The organism is Pelodictyon phaeoclathratiforme BU-1, assembly GCF_000020645.1.
Taxonomy (GTDB): Bacteria; Bacteroidota; Chlorobiia; order Chlorobiales; family Chlorobiaceae; genus Chlorobium; species Chlorobium phaeoclathratiforme.
In genome coordinates this window covers 1,026,905-1,051,051 of sequence record NC_011060.1, presented here as the reverse complement: position 1 = coordinate 1,051,051, position 24,147 = coordinate 1,026,905, and the positions used below count along the sequence as shown (strand labels likewise).

Sequence of the window (24,147 nt, the reverse complement as noted above, 5' to 3'; positions counted from 1 at the left end):
GATGCAAATACAAAAAACCATCTTATCCATGAACCCAATTGTCACCTTAACATTGCAGGCAGATCTCCGTTATCTGCGTATTGCATCAGTTACAGCATGTAATGTGGCTGAAATTTTTGCCAGTATGGCTTGTACATCCGGCAATATCGCTGAATTCTGTCATGCCTATGAACTCTCCGTCAGTGAAGCCTTTACGAACTCGGTACGCTATGCGGAACCATCTCGCTCTGAAAAAGAGGTTACGATATGCTTCAGTTCCGACAACGGTACCCTTGCGATGAGCATTATCGATACCAATGCCCAGTTCAATCCTATAACCCAGGCTCCGGACATCAACAGTTATCCCGAGGGTGGGTATGGACTTTTTTTGATCCACCGCCTTATGGACACCGTTTCCTACACAAGGAGAGATGGAGAGAATATGCTGACAATGACAAAACAGTCGACTATAACACAGGCAGCAAATGCATAAACCAATAACCCCGGACAAGACGATGGTATCCGTTGTCATTGTCAGTTATAATACGAGGGAAATTCTTCGAAACTGTCTTGATGCACTCTTTGAAAACAGCAAAGGTGTGCATATGGAGGTATTTGTTGTCGACAACGACTCTGCCGATGACTCTGCTGCCATGGTGCAGCACGACTTTCCCCTTATTCGATTGATCGCGAACGACAAGAACCTCGGATTTGCTGCTGCCAACAATCAGGCATTTGCTCTGGCATCGGGTCGATACATCATTCTTCTCAACCCTGACGCTTATATCAGACCCGCCTCAATTGAACACTGTTTGACGTTCATGGAGCAAACCCCGCAATGTGGCCTTGCGGGGGGAAAAATTATCTCGCCCGAAGGGCGACTCGAACCCAGTGCACGTCGCTTCCCTTCAGCACTCTCCAAGCTCCTCACCCTGTCAGGATTGAGTGGGAAATTTCCTGCTTCACCAATACTCAACCATTATGAGTTCGGTGGCTTTGCGCATGATCACCCTCTTGAGGTTGACTGGGTACCAGGCACATTCACCATCATCCGCAAGGCGATGCTTGATGCCATAGGAGCCTTTGATGAACGATTCTACATTTACTATGAGGAGACCGATCTCTGTCTCAGGGCAAAAAAGGCTGGATGGAAAGTTTTTTTTATACATGATGCAGAAGTTATGCATATCGGCGGAGCCTGCAGCAAAACCAGAAAAGACAAGACTTTTGACAATAAAGCCTCACAGGTACTGACCTTCAGAATGCGAAGCGAATGGCTCTATTACCATAAAAATCGGGGTATTATAGCCGTCATCTCAAGTGCGGGTGTTGAACTTCTCTGGCATGCGGCACGCTACACAAAAAACCTGCTCCTGCCGTTTGGCAATGCGGAAAAAAAGCGTTCAGCAGCAACATCGGTAATGTCGCAGATCGTACAATCGCTGAAAGAGACCAAATTCGGAACGCTTTCACCACCATCTCCCTGGTAAACCTGCCAATGAAACTGTTCAGCAACATACAGGCCGATCTTGCCACTTATGAGGGTTCATGGAGCAGCCAGGGATTTTGGGTGATGGTTGTCTACAGATTCGGAAGATGGCGCTATACCATTAAAAACAACATAATACGGAAGCCCTTTTCCCTGCTTTACCGGATACTCTACAAATTCATCCAGATCATAACCGGTATTGAACTTCCCTGCGAAGTCCCTGTTGGAGCAAATTTCCGTATCGACCATTTTGGTGATATCATCATCAGCGGATATGCACGCTTTGGTGATAATTGTACCTTGAGGAATGGTGTAACCATCGGCCTGAAAAATATCGAAGAAAAGGCTGCTCCCCATATCGGTAACAACGTCAATATCGGTACAGGAGCGAAAATATTGGGAAACATCACCATCGGCAATAATGTCGATATCGGAGCAAACGCTGTTGTCATCGAAACCGTACCAGATAACGCTCTCGCAGTGGGAGTTCCTGCAAAAATCATCCTCAAAAAAACAGGACAGAAACGAGATTAATATCTTTTCATGCAAGCTCTCAGTCTCAGTCAGCACTTCGTCACTCGTCAGAACATGAAAAAAAACCGGCGCATCTTTTTATCAATTTGTCACATTGTGCTCTGGTTTACAGTAGTGCCTTTGCTTTTGGCAGCATGCAGTGGACTCTCTCCAAAGATCACTCGTACTCCCGCTCCTGCTGAAAGAAGCTTCCTGATAAATCAACCAAAAAAAGATCAGAAATTTGCCTCTCCGGCACAAATCGAGAAAATCACACCCATCACCAATTTTGAGTATCGTCTTGGTCCGGGTGATGTTGTCAACATCAAAATCTGGCGCAGACCAGAACTATCACAAGAGGGCATTGTCGTCTCACCCGATGGCTTGATTGCCATACCAAGAGTTGGGAGTGTCAATGTATTAAACCTTACACAGGAAGAGGTACAAAAAATAATCACGGTAAAACTGGAGCCACTGTACATTAAACCCGAAGTGACTGTCTGGGTAAGGGAGTTTCATAACAATAAGGCATTTGTCCTCGGACGCGTCGGGAAACCGGGCGTCATCAATTTTCCGGGCAAAGGAACACTTCTTGAAGGACTCGCTCTGGCCGGAGGGCTTCCCGATCAGGGAAAACTCACCAGATGTGCCATTATCCGGGGAAGAGAAAACGTCATCTGGATTGACTTGCAGGACCTTCTTAAAAACGGAAACATGGCTCTTAATGCCCCGATACTGAACAATGATGTCATCTTTATTCCTGAACTGAACGATGAACTGATCTATGTCATGGGTGAAGTGCTCAACCCCGGTGCTATCCAGTTGAAAGACGGAATGAACGTCCTCAAAGCAATCATGCTTGCGGGAGGGATGAACAAAAACGCAAATGCTGAAAAGGTCTTCGTGATAAGACAACAAAATGTCAATGGCGATGTTATCAGGGTAGACTTTAAAAGACTGGTTGAAAGGGGTGATTTCAGTCAAAATTTCGCTCTATTACCAGATGATATTGTTTTTATCAGCCCAACGGGCATGGCAAAATTCAATTACACTCTCGACAAACTAACTCCCGCGTTACAGATTCTCAATCTCGGGACTTCTGATGCTGAAACGTTCGGAATTATGGCAAAATTACGCCAAAACCTCTGGAATCAAAGTGGATTTGTCAACAGCAGCACAACAACCACCGGAAATTGAAAGAATGATCGATCAATACCCAAAAAGAACCGTATAGGCTGATCGGAGACTTAACTCAAGACGGAGCAACCAATTGATAGAGCCACATTTACTTGTTATCCCATCCGTTCCGGTATGGCTGCAGGATAATACCTTCATTTTTGATCGTAAATTTTACGATGGCATGGCTTTATATGCCCAAAAGTGGCCAGGAAAAGTTAGTTCTCTTATGTCAACCACAACCGCTCTGCTCCCGGACTTTGGTATTATCAAAAAAACAGAGAAAGAGCTCCCGTTCAGATGCCTGACCATAGAGGCGGAAGAGTTGATTGGAGAAGAACATCTGAAGGGCGCATCAATTGTTCTTGCATCCGGCGATGCGTACAATCAACTGCATATCAGCAACTTATGCAGAAAAATGAAGATAAAATGCGTTTACGTCATTGAGTACATACCTGAAACACGATATCAAATTGCCTCACTGAGTACCAATAATCCCCTGGTCAAACTGCGCAGGTTTTTTTACATCTGGCATCATGAAAAAAAGAGAGTGTCAGCATTTCAGTTTGCTGATGCTCTTCAGTCTAACGGAACTCCTGCTTATTATGAATACAACCACTTCAAAAATAATCTTTTATATTTCGACACCCGCGTCGATAGCCGACACAGTATAAGCACCCCCGATCTTGAAAAGAGACTGGAGCATTTGTCTCAAGGCAAACCACTCCGTCTTGCTTTTTCCGGTCGTCTGATTCAGATGAAAGGAGCAGATCATTTGGTCACTCTTGCCAAAATGCTGAAAAAAGAGGCTCTTCCCTTCAATATGACGATCTATGGTACCGGGGAGCTGGAAAATGAGATGAAAAAAACTATAAAGGAATATCAACTTGAAAATCAAGTCTCCATGCCGGGTGCGGTAGATTTTTATACTCAACTTATCCCTGATCTGAAAACAACTATTGATTTGTTTGTTTCCCTGCACAGACAAAGCGACCCGTCCTGTACTTATTTGGAAACCTTATCATGCGGTGTCCCCATTGTTGGATATAACAACAAGGCTTTTGCCGGGTTGCTTGAATTGGCAGATATTGGATGGGGGGCGAAAATAAACGATCTTGATACAATCAAAAAAATTATTATTCAACTCGACAAAAACAGAGCCATTATTTCAGAAAAGTCAAAAAACAGCATTGTTTTTTCACAGCAACATGATTTTGAAAGCACATACAATAATAGAGTTAATCACCTCCTGTCAATATTTAATCAATAAAAGGAACTCCTTAAAATGAGTGATATTGTTAACATCGTATTTGCAACTGACAAGAACTATATCCAGCACTTGTGCGCTGCATTAATATCATTACTGGAAAACAACAAGGATCTCTCTATTGACATCTACATTCTCAGTAGTGGAATGTCAAAAAAAAGCTATAGAAACATACAGGAAATCATTGACAAATATCATTGTCGACTAAAACATATTACTATTTCAGATGAACTTTTTGTCACACTGGCCGTAACACACCCCTTCTACCCGAAAGGCACCTATTACCGCCTGCTGATTCCGGAACTTATTGATACAGACAAGATACTCTATCTTGATTCCGACATCATCGTTAACGGCTCAATAAAAGAGTTATATGAACAGGATCTGGAAGATTATTATGTCTGTGCGATTGAAGACCCTGGCTTCGACAGACATGAGCAATTAAAAATGAATAAAAATTCAAAATATTTCAACTCCGGGATGATGCTTATAAATTTAGCGCTATGGAAAAAAACCGGACTACAAAAAAAAGTTATCGATTTTATAGAAAATAACCCGCAAGCGATCTGGTTTCCGGATCAATGCGGCTTAAATTCAGTTATCAACGGAAAATGGAAAAAAGTTCCACTAAAATTTAACCAGCAATCGTCAATATTCACTCCTTCTTTTGAAACGAAATTCGATTGCTTCAGCAAATCAGAATTGGAAGAGGCAAGGAAAAATCCGGTAATTATTCATTATACAAGCGGCTCGAAGCCATGGCATTCAACAAATACCCATCCTTATAAATATCTCTATTGGAAATACCTGAAAATGACAAGATACAAACATGCAATATACTCAGATCTTATGCCGATGCATCTCCTAAAATCAATAATTCCGGCTGATTTGAAAAAACAAATCAAAACGATCATAAAAAAAGTGTTATCACGATAACGACATGACAAACAATATCCGTAAATTATTTTCAGGATCTTTCCTGCTCTGGTTTTAACTTGCTGAAGTTCCAAACCGTATCACAACTGATGAAAACCAATGGATAACCAAGGTAAAGCACATAATAAACTGGCAGGAAACGCCCTGTCGGGGATGGTTGCCACTGTTATCTATATGGTCAGTCGCCTGCTTCTGACACCCTTTATACTGCATTATCTCTCACTGGAGGAGTTCGGATTGTGGTCACTTTGCTTTATCATTCTCTCGTATGCAGGAATGGGTGGATTTGGTGTCAACAGTACCTATATCCGCTATTCAGCCCGCTACCTCGCGGAAGGCAAATCGGAGGAAATCAGCAAACTCCTCTCAACCGGTGTTGCCTACATGCTCTCCTTCAGTATGCTGTTCTGCTCTTTGCTTTACCTTATTATGCCCTTTCTTCTCGAAAGATTCAATATCAAACCTGAGCAACAAGATCTTGCGTCAACCATCTTTCTTGGCACAGCCGCAGTCTTCAGTCTTGAACTTACTCTCGGAGGATTTCGCTTTATTATCAACGGCATGCATGAGTTTGCAAAAGAAAAAATAGTCTCAACCGTTGCCGGACTCATCGAAATCATTGCTATTATAACCTTTCTCGCTCTTGGATCAGGAGTCAAGGGTCTCCTCTATGCCTTTGCATTTCGACTTCTCCTTGAAACTGCCGGTTACTGGAAAATTGCACGCACTCTCTTGCCTTCACTGAAAATATCTGCAACACTGATCAGCCGGGAACACTTTCATCTTTTTGTTGGCTTCGGAGGCAAAGTTCAGATCCTTGGCATTCTTGGTATTTTTCTTTCCGCACTCGACAGATTATTCATTACTGCCATAGCAGGCCTTTCCGCTGGAGGTATGTTTGAGATTGGAAGGAAACTGCCATCAACGGCAGGTATGATTTCTTCTTCGGTATTTGCTCCCTTTTTATCGACAGCCGCCCATCTTGATGGCTCATGGACAGGGAATATGAATGACCCGTTGAGTAACCGGATAAAAACCTATGTTCACATTGCATTAGTAGCAATCACGCTTGGAATAATTCCTGTCATCTTTCTCGTGCCCCTTCAACAATTTCTTCCAGTCTCAAATCTGATACTGGTTCCTGCTGCCACAATAATTTTTCTCTATCTGTTTTTTCGGCTTCAACAAAAACAGAAATATTACAACAAAATCAATAGCAGCGAATTAAAGGAGCTCTATCTCAATGGTATCCGTTTTACAAACATCATCAGCTCAACACTTTTTGTTTTTCTCATTGCCATGGCTCATCCCATCATTGACGCATGGGTAGGAACAAAATACATTGAAGCTGCCAATGTCATGATATTTTTATCAATTGGATATTCGATACAACTGAGTACCGGGGCGATAACCATGATCTTTCGTGGAATCGATCGAAACGGAAGAGAGCTTGAATATATGCTGGTACAGGTACTCCTGATGGTAATCTGGATTCCAGCAGCAACAACGGCTTACGGTTTGATCGGGTCTGCGGCAGCAATAGCATGCAGTTCAATGGTCAGTACCCTGTTTCTCTTCTGGAGAAGTAATTATACCTTTCAGGTTCGGCCAAAGGAATTTATTTCCCGAACACTTCTTCCAATCTGTGTTACCTTTTTTCCGGCAAGTGCCATCTACGCCATTACCCTGTTTTTTCCGACAACCGGAAGAATTGCCGGAATAATCCAGGTCATGGTATGCGGAATAGCATATACCCTTCTCTCTTGTGCACTTTTTTGGACAACTGTCCTGAATAGTAGTGAGAAAAGAAAAGCGATGGAACTCTTACCCTTTAAACAAAAAAGGGCCTGATTATGATAAAAGGAAATGCTCTGAGAGAAGCTCTTCCTTTCGGAAAGCCTTCAAAATCTTTTGACATTGTTGGCTTTATAAAGCGCTATGGTATCTACATCCTTGTTTTCGGTTCGTTCTTTTTTGCTATCGCAACTCCTATTGTTTTTGTTATAAAGGAGCCATTCTATCAAGTCCATGCTTTCATGAAAATAGATCCAGTGATAGCAACCTTGATTACACAAAAAGCAGAGACATCAATTACAAACTATTATGACCAATATTCCAATACACAGGCCCATACCATGAAAACCTTTGAGGTGCTCAAACAAACGGTTGAGCAACTGACCCCTCGCGAAAAAGCTGCAGTATTTCCGGCAACTCTTCCAGCAGAAAAATGTGCAGAAATCCTTGAGCGTGTCATCGTCATTAAACCTCTTCAGGGAACTCACCTGATAGAAATTATTGCTTCAGGCAACAAGCAGGAAGGGCTGGCTCCACTTGTCAATAAACTGATGCTTGTCTATCTCAAAAGACTTCAAAACATTAATGCAGAATCTGATCAGGACCAATTGAACTCTCTGCGCGCAAAAAAAGAGTTTGTTCTTAATCAAATGAACGCTTATGAAAAAAGCCTTGATGAGCTGACAAGAGAAATCTCAACAGCATCATATTCTGAATCGTTTAATATGGCATCAAAAAATACGGAGGAGCTCCAGAAGCTTTATGACAATGCATTGACCGATCGCCTTAAAGCAATGAATAATTTCTGGGCCACCGAGCAGGCAAATAACGAGTCCCAAATACTTTCATTAGATCCGATTATTGATGAAATAGTCATGAACGATCAATCACTGCACTTTACAAGCTCCTGGACATACCAGCAACTTCAGGAGATGCGGAGCACAACCGATGGACTGACAGCAAGCAATCCTGATCGCATCTACGTTGAAGAACGCATGGGCGCGATGCAAAACTATGAAAAAAAACAACGAAAAGAGTTACAGAATACGGCCAGAGCAATCGTTCTTGGTAAACGAAAGCTTGACATGCGTAAATCAATCATACAGGCTAAATATGATTTTGAAAAATCAAAAAAAACAGAAGAAGATCTTCAGACTGAACTTGAAAAAAGCATAAGAGAGTCACAAAGAGTATCTATAGGCATTCACAGAGGAGAATATATCAGTGCCGCCTGGAAACACAGCAAGGATATGCTCGATATGCTTGAGCGAAGAATCGCAGAGATAGAAATCGAAAGAAAAGCTCCATTACGTATCAGCATAGAAACACATGCACGCGAACCCAAATTTCCGGTAAGTTCAAACACCAACAAACTGTTGATGATGCTCCTGGGTTCAGCCTTCTTTATTGTCTGTGGTCCATTTATTGCCTATGAGTTTTTTGACAACACCATTCGCCGTCCTGAAGATATCAAACAGGCCCTTGGCTATCTGCCTACCCAGACGATCGTCAAAACCCCCAAAAAAAAGAACAACCCAAAAGAACTCAGCCTTGGAACTGATGATTTTCAGCTCCATGCAATCGGAACTCTCGCTGTCAGGTTCTGCCATGAAAAAGAGAAGGATAACAGTAGAATACTCCTCTTTACTGGTATTGAAAAAGGGGTAGGATCATCCTCGATCTCCTTCAGTTGTGCTAAAGCGCTTGCCAAAATCGCGCCGAAAGTCCTCTGGATAGACGGCGACATCGAAGCAGTTGATCCTGATCAATCGGAAGAATTTTTCCCGAATCTGCCAGGACTTCGCGACTTTCTCAGCAATACTGACTCATGGAAAAAGTACATTGTCTCCACGCCGGACGACAATATCGATATCATTTATGCCGGAAACGTCATAAAGGGGATCATTCCCCTTCATCGCATCCGAGACTTCCTGAGTGACGCAAAAAAAGAATACGATTTCATCTGCATTGATGCATTACCGGTACTCCAGAGTAATCTCACCGAACAATTTGCAATCTATTCAGATATCGTTACGCTGATTTCTCTTGGGGAAAGTACGAAATACAATGCATTGAGACGTTCAGCCGAACTGCTGATCCGCCTGGAAGTTCCAGCCATTGCTCCTGTTCTGAACTTTGGCGGCAATAAACAGACCCCCTCCCTCGATGAATTATTTGAAAATCCACCGGAATTTCTTCACAAAATAGTTCCAAAAAAATTCAAGGATTTTATTAACAATTCTCCACCAATTCTTGAAGTCATTGAAAATATGACGAAACCGTTCAGACGTTTCCGGAAATCAATACACTAATCATCATAACCTGGGAGACCTCTTCATGGCCTGCTTACCAGTACTGTTCGGCTACCATGCATCAAATCTCGGCAACAGTCATGTTCCACTCTCCTTATGCAGATACTGGAATGAATCCGGGAGAAACGCTACGTTAAGCGTTCCAAGTGCCGATGAACTACTTGTTTATCCCTGGCTTAAACCAGCTATGAGTGGATTGAAAAAAGCGCTGGTTTACAAGATTGGATCAAAAGAGCAACCAAGAGTTATCGTTGAACAATTGTTCTTCAAAACCGAAAAATTATCCTCTCCGGTCTATTTATGGGCTGGACTGTCACTTGATATTTTTGAGCGTTTCCATAAAAGAGGGACTAAAATTATTGTTGAAAGAATTAACTGTCACCGTTCAACATCACGAAGAATAGTTGAAAAAGCTGGTGAGCATTTCGGAATCAACCTTGCCGGTTCGATCAGTGACGAACAGATAGAAGAGGAAAACCGTAAACTTGCCATTGCTGATGCCATATTTTGTCCGAGCCCGATGGTAAGAGCCTCCATGCTTGAAAACAACATCCCCGAACATAAATTGCTCTCAAGCAGTTACGGATGGTCCCCGGAACGATTCCCCTCTGCTGCTGCCCCACGACCGAAAAACCCGAAACCGGTCTTTCTGTTTACAGGAACCCTCTGCATACGGAAAGGTATTCCTCTGCTTCTTGAAGCATGGAAAAAGGCTGACATTGATGGCGAGTTACTCCTGTGTGGCGGAATTGATCAAGAGATTCAGACACTCATGGCAAAAGAGCTGACAAGAAACAATATTCGCCATATCGCCTACACAAAGAATATCGGTCTGGTATATGCCCAGGCTGATGTCTTTGTCTTTCCAAGTCTTGAAGAGGGTGGGCCTATGGTAACCTATGAAGCGATGGCACATGGAATTCCACCGATTGTTACCGAAATGGGAGGAGGAGCGATTGTTCAGAATAACATCAACGGGATAGTGCTTCCCGACATGAATATTGATGCCTGGGCTGAAGCAATTACCGATCTTGCTGAAAATCCTCAAAAAAGAGCGATTCTCGGTGAACAGGCCAGGGTGAGGTCACAAAAATTCACATGGCAAAACGTAGCCGAACAACGCGCCCTTTTACTTGAAAAACGCTATCCCAATCTATGGAAGAGGAGCACATAATGTTGATTTCAGCAACCGAACCAGACTGGCAAAGGGAAAAAGCGGTTCCCGGACGTTACGAGCCTGCAAAGTACTTATTGTCGACAATTCGCAGCTATCAACGGGTCAAAATGAAAGGTGGGCCCGTTAGCATGATTACAGCCCCTTTTCTTGTGCTGCTTCACCGGTTCTGGAGTGCAGTCAGCGGAGCGGATATTCCACTCGACTCCAGAATCGGAGGCGGACTCATGATGCCCCATCCAAACGGCATCGTCATCCACCCCGAAGCTGAGATCGGGCCTAATTGCCTGATCTTCCAACAGGTCACCATCGGCGCTGGGCTGAAACCTGGCCTTCCGGTCATAGAGGGACATGTCGATATCGGCGCCGGAGCAAAAATTATCGGTAACATCCGAATCGGAGCACATGCCCGTATCGGAGCAAATGCCGTCGTCCTTCATGATGTACCCGCCGGAGCAACAGCTATAGGGGTACCGGCAAAAATTCTTTAAAAAAACAAGTTATGGGTGGTGCACCTGGAAATATCTTGGTACCGGTTACCCTCTTCAGCATGCCCTTCTTTGTCATGTTCCTTTTTAAAAAATTTGAACATCGGCAGGCTGTGGTAATCGCTTACGTTTCCGGATGGATGTTTCTCCCCTGTGCTGAATACAATATTTTTCTTCTTCACCACACAAAAACGACCGTCATCGCTATCGGTATTCTTGCAAGTATCAAAATTTTCGATAGTGAACGGTTTGCAACATTCCAGTTCAGTGCCGTCGACATCCCTATGTTGCTCTGGTGTACAGCCCCCTTTTTCTCCTCACTTTTCAATGATCTTGGCCCTTATGACGGCCTCTCACAATGCCTTTACCAGACGATACGATGGGGTTTGCCCTACTACATCGGCAGAATTTATTTTACTGATACCGCTGCACTAAAAATCCTCTCCTTTGCCGTTGTGCTTGGAGGAATCATCTACATTCCATTCAGTTGGTTTGAGATGATCATGAGCCCACAGTTGCACCGCCTGACCTATGGCTTTCACCAGCACGAGTTCCTCCAGACACTCCGGGAAGGAGGAGGGTTTCGACCAATGGTCTACATGGAGCATGGCCTTATGACCTCAATGTGGATGATGCTTGCGATTTTTCTTGGAAGTTGGCTATATTACTCAAAGAATATGCCTGCGAAAATTATGAGGGTACGTACAGAGTATGTGCTTCTTATGCTGATGTTTACCTTCATCATGATGCAGTCTCAGGGCGCCATTGTGCTCCTTCTTATCGGTGTTTTTGTACTCTATTTGTCAAACAGGATAAAAAAGATCATTCTTGTACTGATTCTTCTGCTTCCTCCACATCTCTATATCGCCACAAGAGTCACAGGAATATGGGATGGCAGGAATTTCTCAAACTTTGTAGCAGAAAAATTCAGTGCTGTCCGGGCTCAGTCACTGCAATTTCGCTTCGACAATGAAACCATTCTGATCGACAAGGCACTTCAGGGCACCATTTTTGGATGGGGAGGATATGGAAGATCACGAGTCTACAATGAGAAAGGAAAGGATCTCAGCGTCACCGATGGTCTGTGGATCATTACACTTGGACAGAACGGTATCTACGGCCTGCTTATGATGGTTATCAGTATTCAACTTCCCGTTGTTTTGTTTGTATTGAGGGTTAAACCCGAACAGTGGAACAAAAAAGAGGTTGCAGGCCCGGCAGTAATGGCCGTATTTCTTGCCCTCACCATGATTGACAACCTGCTCAACGCCATGATCAATCCAATTTACATGCTTTTCAGCGGTGGTTTGACCGGAATGGCTCTGAAAAATACCCTGACACTGCACGATGGTTCAGAAGCCGAAGAACTGCAGCACAGTGAGGAAACGATCACGCCACTCACCCGGTTTATTGCGGGATCATCCTGATCTCCACGACAATGAATAAAAAGATAACATCCCAACTTTCAAACGGCGACCAACGATGCAGCCATACCAAGCGAAACTCTTAAGATTCTGGATCATCATCATTGCTATGGTCTTTGCTGGCAGTTTCCTGACTATGACAGCTATTTTCCATGTCCTCAAAATCGATCTTATTATCCACATCCTTATTTACGGTATTCTCTCATTCCTTCCCCTGCTCATATTCCGCAAACGAAAAACAGCGTTTCTGATATCGCTTGCCATCGCACCATTAAGCTTTCTGTTTGAGTCCATGCACAGTATTATAAGCGGATGGCCCTTCGAATATCTCGACGCCTTTGCCAATAACGTCGGTGTCATAGCAGGAATGACCGCAGGACTCCTCGTACGATTGAAAAAACACTATGAAAATGAATCGACAATAAAAATGCCACTGTAGGTGAAATGCTTTAACGATAGAAAACGAAAATAATACGATGAATGTCACCGAATTGCTGACTCTGGGACTCAGCCATACGCGCAACGCCATTGCTGAAGCCCTCTATCTTAAAACAAACATCGATGTAACAAGGCCCATAACATTTCACGCACTGGTCAATGAGCGATGCAACTGCAAATGTCGTCACTGCGAATACTGGCGACAGGCAGAATACATCCCGGAACTCACTATTGAAGAGTGGAAAAAAAGCCTTCTGAGCATAAAAGAATTTACAGGCTCGTTTGCGGTCAATTTCAGCGGAGGTGAGCCGTTTATAAAAAAAGGGTTTATTGATCTGCTCATTTTTTGCAGAGATCATGATATTCATGCCGGAGTTACAACAAACGGAGCATTACTGAATGAAAAAAATGCCGCGAACATTGTCGCCGCAAGACCATTCAACCTTAATATTTCCTGTGACTCTCATACCCCTGAAATTCATGACTATATCAGAGGCATGAATGGCCTGTTTAACAAAATCACGAAAGGGATCTCCCTGTTGCAACAGGAACAGGCGAAACAAAACGTCACCTTTCCGATTATCATAAAACCGACGATCATGTCGCTGAACTTCCGATCGCTCCCGGAAATTGTCCAGTGGGCTATGAATATTGGAGCAACCGCAGTCAATTTTCAGCCTCTCGGAAGATGGACTCGTGAAACGTATGATGAACTGTGGATTGAAGAGAAAGATTGGCCTGAACTTGACCGTTCGATGGAAAAATTAATCGCCATGAAACGCGCAGGGGCACCGATCATGAACAGCGAGGAAGTTCTTCGACTCGTAACAGCAAGCTTTCAGGAAAAAACAGCCTCTCCTGAATACATGCCATGCAGAATAGGCCTGCAGGAGTTTTATATCCGTCCTGATGGCGATGTCAAATTATGTTTCCACTTTCCCTCCATCGGCAATACCACAACGCAGTCTGCGAAAGAGATCTGGAGAGGAGCCGAGGCAAAAAAAATCCGTGAAGCTACCATCAAGTGCGACAAATTATGTCTTCTGACCTGCCTTTCACACAAATCACTGACCAACAAATTCAGCCAGGCGTTGACCATTCTCTCTCGTCAAAAAAAAACAGAATCCCTTCATTAAAATGACAAGAACTTGTTTTGGAAAGAAGAGCACTTTTTAACCGTCAAGCCATTTAAAAATAGGCGTAATTACCTTTATAACAAGGACTTTTCAATACAAGCCACATGACAACAAGAGCGATAGCCTATCTTTGCAGTGAGTATCCTGCAATTTCTCACACCTTTATTTATAGAGAGATTGAGTCGCTCCGAAAAGCCGGAATGAGTGTCCACACGGCATCAATCCGGAAGCCATCGAACCTTGACGTCATGACTCCGGATGAACAACAGGAGGCTGGTCGTACCCTCATGGTACTTTCCATGCCATTACCCCAAATGCTTGCCGCTCATCTGCACTGCATAAAGAAAAACCCGACGGGATACCTGCGCATGGCCGCATCGGGGTTACGACTGCTGACCACTGGACCAAAAAGTCCGCTGAAGGCGGCGGCCTATTTTGCTGAAGCGGGCATTCTCCTGCAGTGGCTTCACCAAAATGGCGTTACCCACATTCACGAACATTTTGCAAACCCCACCGCCATTGTAGCAATACTGATGAAAACCTATGGAGGAATAAGCTACAGCATCTCCGTACATGGCCCTGATATCTTTTATACCGTTGATTCCGCCATGCTTCCCGAAAAAATCCGGAAAGCTGCCTTTGTCCGCTGCATCAGCCACTACTGCAAAAGTCAGATCATGCGCCTCAGTGAGCCACAAGAGTGGCATAAACTCCACATTGTCCGCTGTGGAGTAGATCCTGATCTTTATACTCCAAGAGCTGAACCCGAGAACCCGGTACCGAACATCCTCTGTGTTGGAAGGCTGGTACCAGCAAAAGGTCAATATATCCTGCTCGAAGCTTGTGGGCTCCTGAAAAAAGAGGGACTCGAATTTCATCTCACCATTGTTGGTGATGGTCCCGACAAGCTTATACTTGAAAAGGCTGTCAACTCAGGCAACATGAAAGGCTCGGCAACCTTTACCGGTGCACTCGGACAGGATAAAGTGCGCGACTATTATCAACGGGCCGATCTCTTTGTGCTTGCAAGCTTTGCCGAGGGTGTCCCTGTCGTGCTGATGGAAGCCATGGCAAAAGAGATTCCGGTTATTTCAACCCGAATCACCGGAATACCCGAACTCATTGAACATGAAAAAGATGGGCTGCTGGCAACACCGGGTGACGCAGAAGATCTTGCCAACCAGATCCGCAAGTTGCTCACCACCCCCCGACTACGTCGAGAACTTGGAGTTGCAGGCCGAAAAAAAGTTGTCACACTGTACAACCAGCACACCAACAACCAACAAATGGCAACTCTGTTTCATGAAGAAGAACTTGTATCGCAAAGAACTCGAACGTGAATACCCTGGGTCAGTTATCAATGCAATAGTACCTGTTTCCTGTCCATCTTTTGCAAAAAAGCCCCTGTCGAGGAAGAACAATGATTTTTGGACATCTACCGGCAGGCTATATTACATCAAAGTTGTTGTTGCGAAAATGTTACAACGACTCCATCAACCCGGGGGCATTTATGTTCTGGGGTCTGTTTGGCGCAATTGCCCCGGATATTGATTTACTGTATTATCTCCTGATCGACCCTTTTGAGCCCAGGAACCATCACCACACCTACGTTACCCATTTACCGATTTTCTGGTTAACCCTGTTACTGATCTCCGTATTTTGGTTGCTACTACAACGTAATCGCGGCAAAAACCAGGCCACTTTCTTTATATTTGTCCTTAACGGATTTATCCATATCGTACTGGATACCCTTACCGGCCACATCTTCTGGATGTCGCCATCCATGGATAACGCAATTTTCTGGATAGCCGATACTTCAGCCGAAACAAATTATTTCACTCACTGGACATTTGCTCTTGAACTACTCCTCATTTTATGGGCTCTCACCGAATGGTATAAAAGCGCCATAAAAAAGAGAGCCAAAAGAAACAACCCAATAACATGACTACACTCACGACAAACAGAGACAGCACTATCGACACACTCAGAGGTCTTGCCTGTATTCTTCTGGTCGCCTACCATGTCATCGGAATCACTCCTGACAGCGGCCTTCGTATACAGGAAGGAGTTCTGAAAGATGCCAATTCGCTGCTCATCTATATTCGTATGCCGATCTTCACCTTTCTTTCAGGCTTTGTCTATGCGCAAAGACCATTTTCATCGAACTGGAAAAAATTTATGGCGGGAAAAATACGACGCTTGATCGTTCCCATGCTTTTTGTCGGCACACTCTTCGCCCTCGTCCAGACCCTTACCCCTGGAACAAACACAGCAATAACGAACTGGCGTGTTTTGCACCTCATGCCTGTAGCACACTATTGGTTCATTGAAGCGCTTTTTTTGATCTTTCTCGTTATCATTCCCCTGGAACATTTCAAAATCCTGCAGAACAAAACCGGCTTTGCCCTCCCTTTCCTGATAGCCGCTCTGCTCTATGTCTCCAATGCCGGAACTCCTTGGCTCTCGATTGCTGGCGCCATCTATCTCTTTCCCTATTTTCTCGTCGGCCTCTACTGCTCACGTTTCCCGGTGCAGATCAACAACCGGAAAATTCTGGGGTATGTGCTCATAACAACCATCATCCTCTTTCTTCTTTTCTTCGGTCAACAATATGGTGGAGAAAGGCGTTCACTGAACGCACTCATCATAGGCACCCTGTTCTGCACTGGCCTGCTCTTTATCGAGTATGAATCCCTGTTTCTTGCCAAAATCGGCATCTTCTCCTACAGCATCTACCTTTTTCATGTTTTTTTTACAGCCGCATCCAGAATTTTATTTATCAAAATCGGCATAACCGAGATTTGGGTACTCTTTATCCTCGGTACAGCCCTCGGTATCGCCGGACCAATACTTGTTGAACGGATTGCCTCAAAATACAATCCCACAAGAATTCTGCTCCTCGGCAAACGCCCCAAAGAGAGCCGGGTTTTTGTCGAAAACAGCGATGAATCAAAAAAATGAGCTCTCATCCACGACTGATGAATAATATTGTTGTAGAGTTCGAACTTTATTGATTTCTTGTAGAACGGTTTTCAATAACGAATTTCAGCTCTATAGGTCAATGTTAGCCAAACGGATCATCCCCTGCCTCGATGTTCGAGATGGCAGGGTGGTAAAGGGAATAAACTTTGAAGGGCTGAGAGATGCAGGCTCCATCCTTGAACAGGCACGCTTTTACAATAATGAACTGGCCGATGAACTTGTCTTCCTTGATATTTCAGCATCACTCGAGTCACGCAAAACGACGCTTGAAGAGGTACTGAAAGTTTCCGGAGAGATCTTCATTCCTCTCACCGTCGGAGGCGGAATCAACTCGGTCGAGCGCGCCAGGGAGGTTTTTCTGCACGGTGCTGACAAGGTTTCTGTCAATACCGCAGCAGTCAATGACCCCTTCCTGATTACCCGGATTGCAGAAAGATATGGATCCCAGGCTGTTGTGGTTGCCATCGACATCAAAAAAACGGGGGAAGATTATCTGGTCTTTACCCATTCAGGCAAAAAGCCAACCTGCTATGAAGCACTTGAATGGGCCCATAAAGTCCAGGAACTCGGCGCAGGAGAGATCCTGCTGACCAGTATGGATCGGGACGGTACAAAAGAGGGATATGACAACGATATTCTCGCCAAAATATCAACATCAGTCCACATTCCCGTCATCGCATCCGGAGGCGCAGGCAATCTTGAACACCTCTATGACGGTTTTACCAAAGGCCATGCTGACGCAGCGCTTGCAGCATCAATCTTCCACTTCCGCCAGCACTCAATCCGTGAAGCCAAAGAGTACTTGCGGCAAAGAGGCATCACGGTCAGAATCTGACAACCCAATAGTGGCCGACCCATGATGAAAAAATCAGTTACCTTCTTTTTCTGCCTGATGCTTTTCTTCGGAACAGCAATCGCTGACTCACGGGAAAAAATTGAAGAGACACAGCTCAAGGCTGAACAGGGTAACGCTCAAGCCCAGAATAAACTCGGAGTTTTCTATGAAATCGGCCTGGGAATCAATCAGGATGATCGAGAGGCTGTCAAATGGTATCGTCTGGCTGCCGAGCAGGGATATGCAGAGGCCCAGTTTAACCTCGGCGAGATGTACGAAGAGGGTCGCGGAGTGCAACAGGACAAACCGACGGCAAAAGCCTGGTACAGAGAAGCCTGTAAAAACGGGTGGGAGTGCGGTTGCAAGAAGCTCAAACTGATGGACGACGATGACTGTGGATAATCTCTCAAATCAACACGCTATAACCAGGAACCTGAAACCTCCATTGTACGCTCTCTCGTCCATCATGCACGCTCTTCCATCAGCCGTTTGCGAATATTCTTCAACTCACTGTGACGTTGATCACTTGTTTCAGGGTATGACAGACCAAGATCAGTCAAGGTATGAACGATGATTTGTGACACAATCAGGCGAGCAGTTTGTTTGTCATCAGCAGGAACAACATACCATGGCGCCTGCTTGCTGCTGGTAGCGCTGAGGCAGCTCTCATAAGCCTGCATATATTGTTCCCAGTACTTGCGCTCTTCAAGGTCAGCAGCGCTGAATTTCCAGTTTTTTGCCGGTGCATTAATCCGGTCCAGAAATCGTTTCCTCTGCTCCTCTTTCGACAAATGAAGAAAAAACTTCACGATCCTTGTCCCATTGCGATAGAGATGCCGTTCCATGTCAACAATCGATTGATACCGTTCTGCCCAAACTTCACCACCCTTGATCAGCTCATCCGGAATACCCTGCACAACAAGTATCTCAGGATGCACTCGAACAATCAGCACCTCCTCATAGTATGAACGATTGAATATCCCTATATGACCCCGCGCTGGCAGGCAACGATTGCTTCTCCAGAGAAAATCATGATCAAGTTCCTGGGCCGAAGGATGCTTGAAACTGAAAACCTGACAACCCTGCGGATTCACACCGGACATCACATGCTTGATAACACCATCCTTGCCAGCAGCATCCATCGCCTGAAAAATCAGCAACACCGAATAGCGGTTATCGGCATAATGAACCTGCTGCAGTTTACTCAACTGCGCAACATGATCAGCAAGCATGGTTTTATACTCTTTTTTGGAACGATACATGGGCTCAACAAGAGTTGGACGCTTGTCGAGACTCACCTGTTCACCCTTACGAATCCAGAGAGCATCATGATCAAAAGAGATCGGCATAATAGTGATAGAGTGAGGTGATGTAAGCTGTACTTGACTTCAAATGAAACTCCCACGGTGACCAGGTTGAATATACAGCGGAAGATACCTCTGTAACTCATTTAAAAAGCAGTTCGTTCGTCACTCCACCTCCAAACGGTCACGGTGCTTCACCCTGATTTAAGCAAAAATTAAGTTCCCTCTCAGACTTCTTTAAGAATCCCCGAACTAAATTAAAACAGTTCAAATAACTACGCAAACCGACAACGATTCTCAAAACACGAACAAGAAACCATGAAACAAACATTGAAGTCCTGGGCAACACCCCTTGCTGTTGGTGCATTTACTATCTCCACAGTCACCGGCCTCCTGATTTTTTTTGACATAGAGATCGGTCTCGTTGAACCTGTTCACAAATGGTTGAGCTGGCTTCTTGTCACAGCAGTTCTGCTCCACCTCATATCGAACGGGAAACAATTCGTTACCTATTTCTCAAAAAAAACGGCTCTCGGTATCATTGGCGCTGCACTCATCATCACGATTGCTTCCCTGCTGCCAATATTCGGTGAAGAGGATGAGGGAAAAGAAAAAGGAAAAGAACATCAAGGAAAAATTGCGGTACAGCTCCTTGAATCATCATCGCTGGAAACCGTTGCTCTTGTTACCAGAATTACTGAAAAGCTCCTTGTTGAAGAACTCGGAAAAAGCGGTATCATAGTCAAGAATCCATCGTTGACCATTCAGCAAATTGCCAGTACCAATAAAAAAAGCGAAAAAGAGGTTCTTGATGCCATTTTAAAACAAACAAAGCGTTCCGTCACAAAAGAGAGCGATAACGATTAATACTCCAACACTCTACCTATGAGATTACTGATTATCGAAGATGAACCGGGAATAGCCGGATTCCTCAAGGATGGACTCGAAGAGGAGTACTTTGCCGTTGATATTGCCTATGACGGAAAAAGTGGGCTCGACATGGCACTGATCAATGAATACGACCTGATTATCGTTGACTGGATGATTCCCGCCATCAGCGGTATTGAGGTCTGCAGGCAGATTCGAAAAACAGGGAATGCCGTCCCGATACTTTTTTTAACCGCAAAAGATACGCTTGAAGATGTGATTTTCGGACTTGACGCCGGTGCCAATGATTATATCAAAAAACCCTTTGAGTTTGAAGAGTTGCTTGCCCGCATCAGAGTACAGCTCAGGAATAAAAACCGAAATGACGATTCACTCAACGCCGGAATCCTTAACATTAACCCGGTAACCCATCAGGTATTCTGTGCTTCAACTGAAGTGACCCTCACACCGAAAGAATTTGCCCTCCTTGAATATCTTGTACGTAATAAAGATCGAGTCTGTACCAGAAGCAGAATAATCGAGCATGTATGGGATATCCATTTTGATTCCGATACCTCCGTCATTGATGTCTATATCACCTTTCTGCGCAGAAAACTCGAAGCTGCAGGTTGTGGAAACATTATTCAGACCATCCGGGGAGTGGGATATATCGTTCGTGAACCAGAGATTTCAAAAACATGAAGCAAAAAAATACTGTCCAAAAAAAACGCTCCTTTTTTAAAGCGTGGTCGGTGATGAGTTTGCGAAACAGGATCGCTTTCTACTACACCATCATGACAGCATTTTTAATTGCCCTGGTATTTATCATCCTCTATATCATGGTTGAAAAAATCGTCTACAGACAATTTGATGACGAAATAAGAAAAGAAATATTGGAAGTCCTTTCGGACTCACAGATATCAACAGATAATTTTCAGGGGTTTGCAAGTATTCAAAACATTGATGACGATGACCATGACAAACACCGTGAAAATGACAATGATAATGACAATAAAACAAATAACAACAAAAAGATAAATGTTGATACTGAATTTATTCAGCTTGTCAATAGTGCTGGGCAGGTCATGAATAAATCAGCAAGCCTCTCATGGTGCGTTCTTGCATTTCAGCCAAACCAGACTGGGACAACTTACTTCAACAGCAATTTCGGCGATTCAATGGTACGACAGGCACAGGTACCTCTTGTTAATAACAAAGGAATAACAGAAGGGTACCTTATTGTTGCTGTTCCAGTAAAAAATGCACTGATCGTCCTGCACGACCTGCAGGAAATTTTCTTCTTTTCATTTCCAATCATCATTCTGACACTCTTTATTCTTACCCGTTTGATTGCTGGCAAAAGCATAGATCCGATTGAAAAGGTTATTGCCACTGCTGAAAAAATGACACAGACAAATCTTGATCACCGCATACCCCTTCCCTATCATCATGATGAATTGTACCGCCTCTCGGTAACCATCAATGCACTTGTCACCAGGATGCAGGATGCATTTCAACGCGAAAAGCACTTTACAGCCGACGCCTCTCACGAACTGAAAACACCGCTTGCCATTGTCAAAGGAACGCTTGAAGTGTTGATTCGCAAGCCAAGAGAGAGAGAACACTATGAAGCAAGAATTCAGTTCTGCCTGAAAGAGTTAAACCGTATGGCAAAACTGATCGATCAACTACTCATGCTTGCCCGATATGAGAGCAGCAAAATGAATCCTCATATCGAAAAGGTAGAACTCTCTCAGCATATTGAACGTCTGATTGAAAGAATGCTGCCATCTGCAACGACAAAAGAGATTGCAATCACCAGTGATCAGACTGAAAACACCTGGATTAGTGCCGATCCGGGAATGCTTGACATGATTCTCGATAACATTCTCTCCAATGCCATCAAATACTCTCCGAACAACTCAACAATAGCGATAGCCGTAAAACGCAAGGCCAATACCATTATCTGCAGCATCAGCAATCAGGGAGCAGGCATTCCTGAAGAAAAACTGAACGCTATTTTTGAACGTTTTTACCGGGTCGATGAATCAAGAAACTCCGGAACAGGAGGATTTGGTTTAGGATTATCCATCGTTAAAAAACTTGCCGATCTCCAGAAAATCGAGGTATCGGTAACCAGTGAAACCAGCAAAGGTACCACGTTCACACTAACCTGTCAGGCCGGGGAGGTTAACCGTTGAAACCGCTCTTTCTTTTTATCGTCTCAGCCATTATTCTGGGCGCCACAGCCACCGCTTTTCCCGATCTGCTGCTCAACCCTGGCCCGCTGATGAAAGGCCATCATGCATTCAAAGATAAGTGTCTGAGTTGTCACAAGCCATTCAGCGGCGCCGCTTCATTGCAATGCACCAGTTGTCACAAACAAAACGCCATAGGCATAAAAACTGTTGCTGGCTCACTTCTCCGGAAAGAGAGCAGCAAGGTTCTTTTTCACAAAGGCGTTACCAGCAACTCCTGCATCAACTGCCACAACGATCACAAGGGAACCGAAGCTGCAAAAACCGTCAAACCCTTTATGCACGCCGCTCTTTCAAGCGCATTGCAGAAAGAGTGCATCAACTGCCATAAAAACCAAAAGCCTGAAGATGGCCTCCATCACTCTGTAACGGAGAATTGTTCGACATGCCACACCAGAACAAAATGGAAACCGGCAACATTTGACCATAACCAACTAACTGCTTCAAACGGAAAAGAGTGTATCACCTGCCACAAGGCTGAGCAGCCAAATGACAATCTGCATCCTCTTCCAAAAGTTGACTGCGCAACATGCCACACATCCACTGCGTGGAAGCCTGCTACCTATGATCACAGCAAATATTTCCTCCTTGACGGCGATCACCTTGCCGCTTGCTCGACCTGCCATACCGATCCGGCTGACTTCAAAAAATATACTTGCTACAACTGTCATGAACACTCTCCCTCAAAAATTGCAGACGAGCATCTTGAGGAAGGTATATATAACTACCAGAACTGCATTAAATGCCATCGCAATGGAAGCGATGGAGAGCGAGAGGGAGGCTATGGAGGCGACCGGGAACACGAAGGCGGAGATGATGATTAGCTCTGCATCACCCAGTAAGGCTCCCCGTTATGTTCGACAAGCTTGAATCGGCCGGTTGCAAGCATCTCTTTCATAACCTCAGCCGTTTTATCATTCTCACCGGGAAAACAGTCAGCAATAGCTTTCTGAAGTTCTCGCTGCTGCACGGGGTGGCGTGAAACGATGGCCGTAATCGCTTCAAGCATATCCGGAGCGTTACGAAGATCCATATTGCCCTTGAGCGGATTAACTACGGTTGTTACCTCTGAAAGAATGGCAATTGCCCGCTCAATGCGCTCATCGGAGGGCAGGTGAACCTCCTGCTCGGGAGCTGGCCGGGTGGGGAGCACAAGGTGTACCATGTCAGGATTGATCTCTTTCAAGACAATGGCAAGATCGCGTAGCGCCTCGTCGGAATCGTTGATGCCACCAAGCAGCATCACCTCAATCCAGAGGCGCCCCTGGTATTCATGACGAAATGCAACAAGCCCCTCAAGATGCTGGCGAAAGGTCAGGCCTGCCGCCGGGCGGACGATCTGGTTGTGCAGAGCCTCAGAACCGGCATTGAGCGAGGGAAGCACAGCATCAGCCTGAAGCAGCTCCTCACGCACCTCCTCCAGATAGAGAAGCGAGCCATTGGTGATCACCGCAACAGGAATATCTGTCAGTTTTTTTACCTCCGCAATCAGCCAGCCAATCCCCTTGTAGAGCATGGTTTCGCCCGAGCCGACAAAGGTGATCCAGTCGAGCCCCTTGTGCCGTTCGAGCGCTTCGCGAATCTCCTCAAGAATCTCCTCACGCGCAAAAAACTCCTGCCGCTCGGTGACAAATTTCCGGGTCTTTCCCAACTGGCAATACACACAGTTCCAGGTACAGCTTTTCGGGGGAAGCAGATCAACACCAAGTGACTGGCCAAGCCTTTTTGAAGAGACCGGCCCAAAAACATATTTCATAGTTTTTGATTCCATTTTA

General features: G+C 44.7%; 24 protein-coding genes. 22 read left to right on the top strand and 2 right to left on the bottom strand.

Going from position 1 to position 24,147, the window contains the following annotated elements:
• Window positions 1–28 precede the first annotated feature (28 nt).
• The 18 genes from PPHA_RS05025 (at window position 29) to PPHA_RS16610 (ending at window position 18,345) form a co-directional block, all read left to right on the top strand.
• On the top strand, window positions 29–472 hold the full coding sequence (locus tag PPHA_RS05025; RefSeq protein ID WP_012507792.1) for an ATP-binding protein: 444 nt from the start codon (window positions 29–31) through the stop codon (window positions 470–472).
• The gene (locus PPHA_RS05020; protein ID WP_012507791.1) at window positions 465–1,469 is read left to right on the top strand and encodes a glycosyltransferase family 2 protein; all 1,005 of its coding nucleotides are present in this window, start codon (window positions 465–467) and stop codon (window positions 1,467–1,469) included. Before PPHA_RS05025 ends, PPHA_RS05020 begins: the two co-directional genes overlap by 8 nt.
• A gap of 14 nt (window positions 1,470–1,483) precedes the next feature.
• Window positions 1,484–2,002: a serine O-acetyltransferase gene (locus PPHA_RS05015; protein ID WP_041526699.1), complete on the top strand. Its 519-nt coding sequence runs from the start codon at window positions 1,484–1,486 to the stop codon at window positions 2,000–2,002.
• 9 nt (window positions 2,003–2,011) lie between these two features.
• A complete protein-coding gene (locus PPHA_RS05010; RefSeq protein WP_012507789.1) occupies window positions 2,012–3,178 on the top strand; it encodes an SLBB domain-containing protein in 1,167 nt (388 codons plus the stop codon).
• A 529-nt stretch (window positions 3,179–3,707) separates the two neighbouring features.
• The gene (locus PPHA_RS16225) at window positions 3,708–4,427 is read left to right on the top strand and encodes a glycosyltransferase (protein WP_223293990.1); all 720 of its coding nucleotides are present in this window, start codon (window positions 3,708–3,710) and stop codon (window positions 4,425–4,427) included.
• Window positions 4,428–4,442: 15 nt separating this feature from the next.
• Window positions 4,443–5,360, top strand: a complete 918-nt coding sequence (locus tag PPHA_RS05000; protein WP_012507787.1) for a glycosyltransferase family 8 protein — start codon at window positions 4,443–4,445, stop codon at window positions 5,358–5,360.
• Window positions 5,361–5,459: 99 nt separating this feature from the next.
• Window positions 5,460–7,211, top strand: a complete 1,752-nt coding sequence (locus PPHA_RS04995; protein ID WP_012507786.1) for a lipopolysaccharide biosynthesis protein — start codon at window positions 5,460–5,462, stop codon at window positions 7,209–7,211.
• A 2-nt stretch (window positions 7,212–7,213) separates the two neighbouring features.
• The gene (locus PPHA_RS04990; RefSeq protein WP_012507785.1) at window positions 7,214–9,466 is read left to right on the top strand and encodes a GumC domain-containing protein; all 2,253 of its coding nucleotides are present in this window, start codon (window positions 7,214–7,216) and stop codon (window positions 9,464–9,466) included.
• Between the two features lie 25 nt (window positions 9,467–9,491).
• Complete coding sequence (locus PPHA_RS04985) at window positions 9,492–10,640, top strand: glycosyltransferase family 4 protein (protein WP_012507784.1); 1,149 nt, start codon at window positions 9,492–9,494, stop codon at window positions 10,638–10,640.
• Window positions 10,640–11,131, top strand: coding sequence for a serine O-acetyltransferase (locus PPHA_RS04980; protein WP_012507783.1), 492 nt, complete (start codon window positions 10,640–10,642; stop codon window positions 11,129–11,131). Before PPHA_RS04985 ends, PPHA_RS04980 begins: the two co-directional genes overlap by 1 nt.
• Window positions 11,132–11,142: 11 nt before the next feature.
• On the top strand, window positions 11,143–12,555 hold the full coding sequence (locus tag PPHA_RS04975) for a hypothetical protein (protein ID WP_012507782.1): 1,413 nt from the start codon (window positions 11,143–11,145) through the stop codon (window positions 12,553–12,555).
• Between the two features lie 55 nt (window positions 12,556–12,610).
• Window positions 12,611–12,991 (top strand): VanZ family protein, encoded by a 381-nt coding sequence (locus PPHA_RS04970; protein ID WP_012507781.1) that lies wholly within the window; start codon window positions 12,611–12,613, stop codon window positions 12,989–12,991.
• A 37-nt stretch (window positions 12,992–13,028) separates the two neighbouring features.
• Window positions 13,029–14,126, top strand: coding sequence for a radical SAM protein (locus PPHA_RS04965; protein ID WP_012507780.1), 1,098 nt, complete (start codon window positions 13,029–13,031; stop codon window positions 14,124–14,126).
• Between the two features lie 104 nt (window positions 14,127–14,230).
• A complete protein-coding gene (locus PPHA_RS04960) occupies window positions 14,231–15,466 on the top strand; it encodes a glycosyltransferase (RefSeq protein WP_012507779.1) in 1,236 nt (411 codons plus the stop codon).
• An 80-nt stretch (window positions 15,467–15,546) separates the two neighbouring features.
• Entirely contained in the window at window positions 15,547–16,071 is a 525-nt protein-coding gene (locus tag PPHA_RS04955) for a metal-dependent hydrolase (protein ID WP_012507778.1), read from the top strand.
• Entirely contained in the window at window positions 16,068–17,087 is a 1,020-nt protein-coding gene (locus PPHA_RS04950; RefSeq protein WP_012507777.1) for an acyltransferase family protein, read from the top strand. The genes PPHA_RS04955 and PPHA_RS04950 overlap by 4 nt, the downstream gene beginning before the upstream one ends.
• A 100-nt stretch (window positions 17,088–17,187) precedes the next feature.
• Window positions 17,188–17,943, top strand: a complete 756-nt coding sequence (gene hisF, locus PPHA_RS04945; protein ID WP_012507776.1) for an imidazole glycerol phosphate synthase subunit HisF — start codon at window positions 17,188–17,190, stop codon at window positions 17,941–17,943.
• A gap of 21 nt (window positions 17,944–17,964) precedes the next feature.
• Entirely contained in the window at window positions 17,965–18,345 is a 381-nt protein-coding gene (locus PPHA_RS16610; RefSeq protein WP_012507775.1) for a tetratricopeptide repeat protein, read from the top strand.
• A gap of 62 nt (window positions 18,346–18,407) precedes the next feature.
• On the opposite strand, the gene PPHA_RS04935 is transcribed toward PPHA_RS16610, so the two are convergent.
• Window positions 18,408–19,292: an ADP-polyphosphate phosphotransferase gene (locus tag PPHA_RS04935; RefSeq protein ID WP_012507774.1), complete on the bottom strand. Its 885-nt coding sequence runs from the start codon at window positions 19,290–19,292 to the stop codon at window positions 18,408–18,410.
• A 273-nt stretch (window positions 19,293–19,565) separates the two neighbouring features.
• On the opposite strand from PPHA_RS04935, the gene PPHA_RS04930 reads away from it, so the two are divergent.
• From PPHA_RS04930 to PPHA_RS04915, 4 genes are read left to right on the top strand one after another with little or no spacing between them, the layout of a single operon-like run.
• Entirely contained in the window at window positions 19,566–20,114 is a 549-nt protein-coding gene (locus PPHA_RS04930; protein ID WP_012507773.1) for a DUF4405 domain-containing protein, read from the top strand.
• A gap of 18 nt (window positions 20,115–20,132) precedes the next feature.
• Window positions 20,133–20,816 carry a response regulator transcription factor gene (locus PPHA_RS04925; RefSeq protein WP_012507772.1) on the top strand — a complete coding sequence of 228 codons (684 nt, stop codon included), beginning with the start codon at window positions 20,133–20,135 and terminating at the stop codon, window positions 20,814–20,816.
• 53 nt (window positions 20,817–20,869) lie between these two features.
• Window positions 20,870–22,315 (top strand): sensor histidine kinase, encoded by a 1,446-nt coding sequence (locus PPHA_RS04920; protein ID WP_223293989.1) that lies wholly within the window; start codon window positions 20,870–20,872, stop codon window positions 22,313–22,315.
• A complete protein-coding gene (locus tag PPHA_RS04915) occupies window positions 22,312–23,196 on the top strand; it encodes a cytochrome c3 family protein (RefSeq protein ID WP_012507770.1) in 885 nt (294 codons plus the stop codon). The genes PPHA_RS04920 and PPHA_RS04915 overlap by 4 nt, the downstream gene beginning before the upstream one ends.
• On the opposite strand, the gene PPHA_RS04910 is transcribed toward PPHA_RS04915, so the two are convergent.
• Entirely contained in the window at window positions 23,193–24,128 is a 936-nt protein-coding gene (locus PPHA_RS04910; RefSeq protein WP_012507769.1) for a radical SAM protein, read from the bottom strand. The two genes, PPHA_RS04915 and PPHA_RS04910, sit on opposite strands and share 4 nt — an antisense overlap.
• Window positions 24,129–24,147 lie beyond the last annotated feature (19 nt).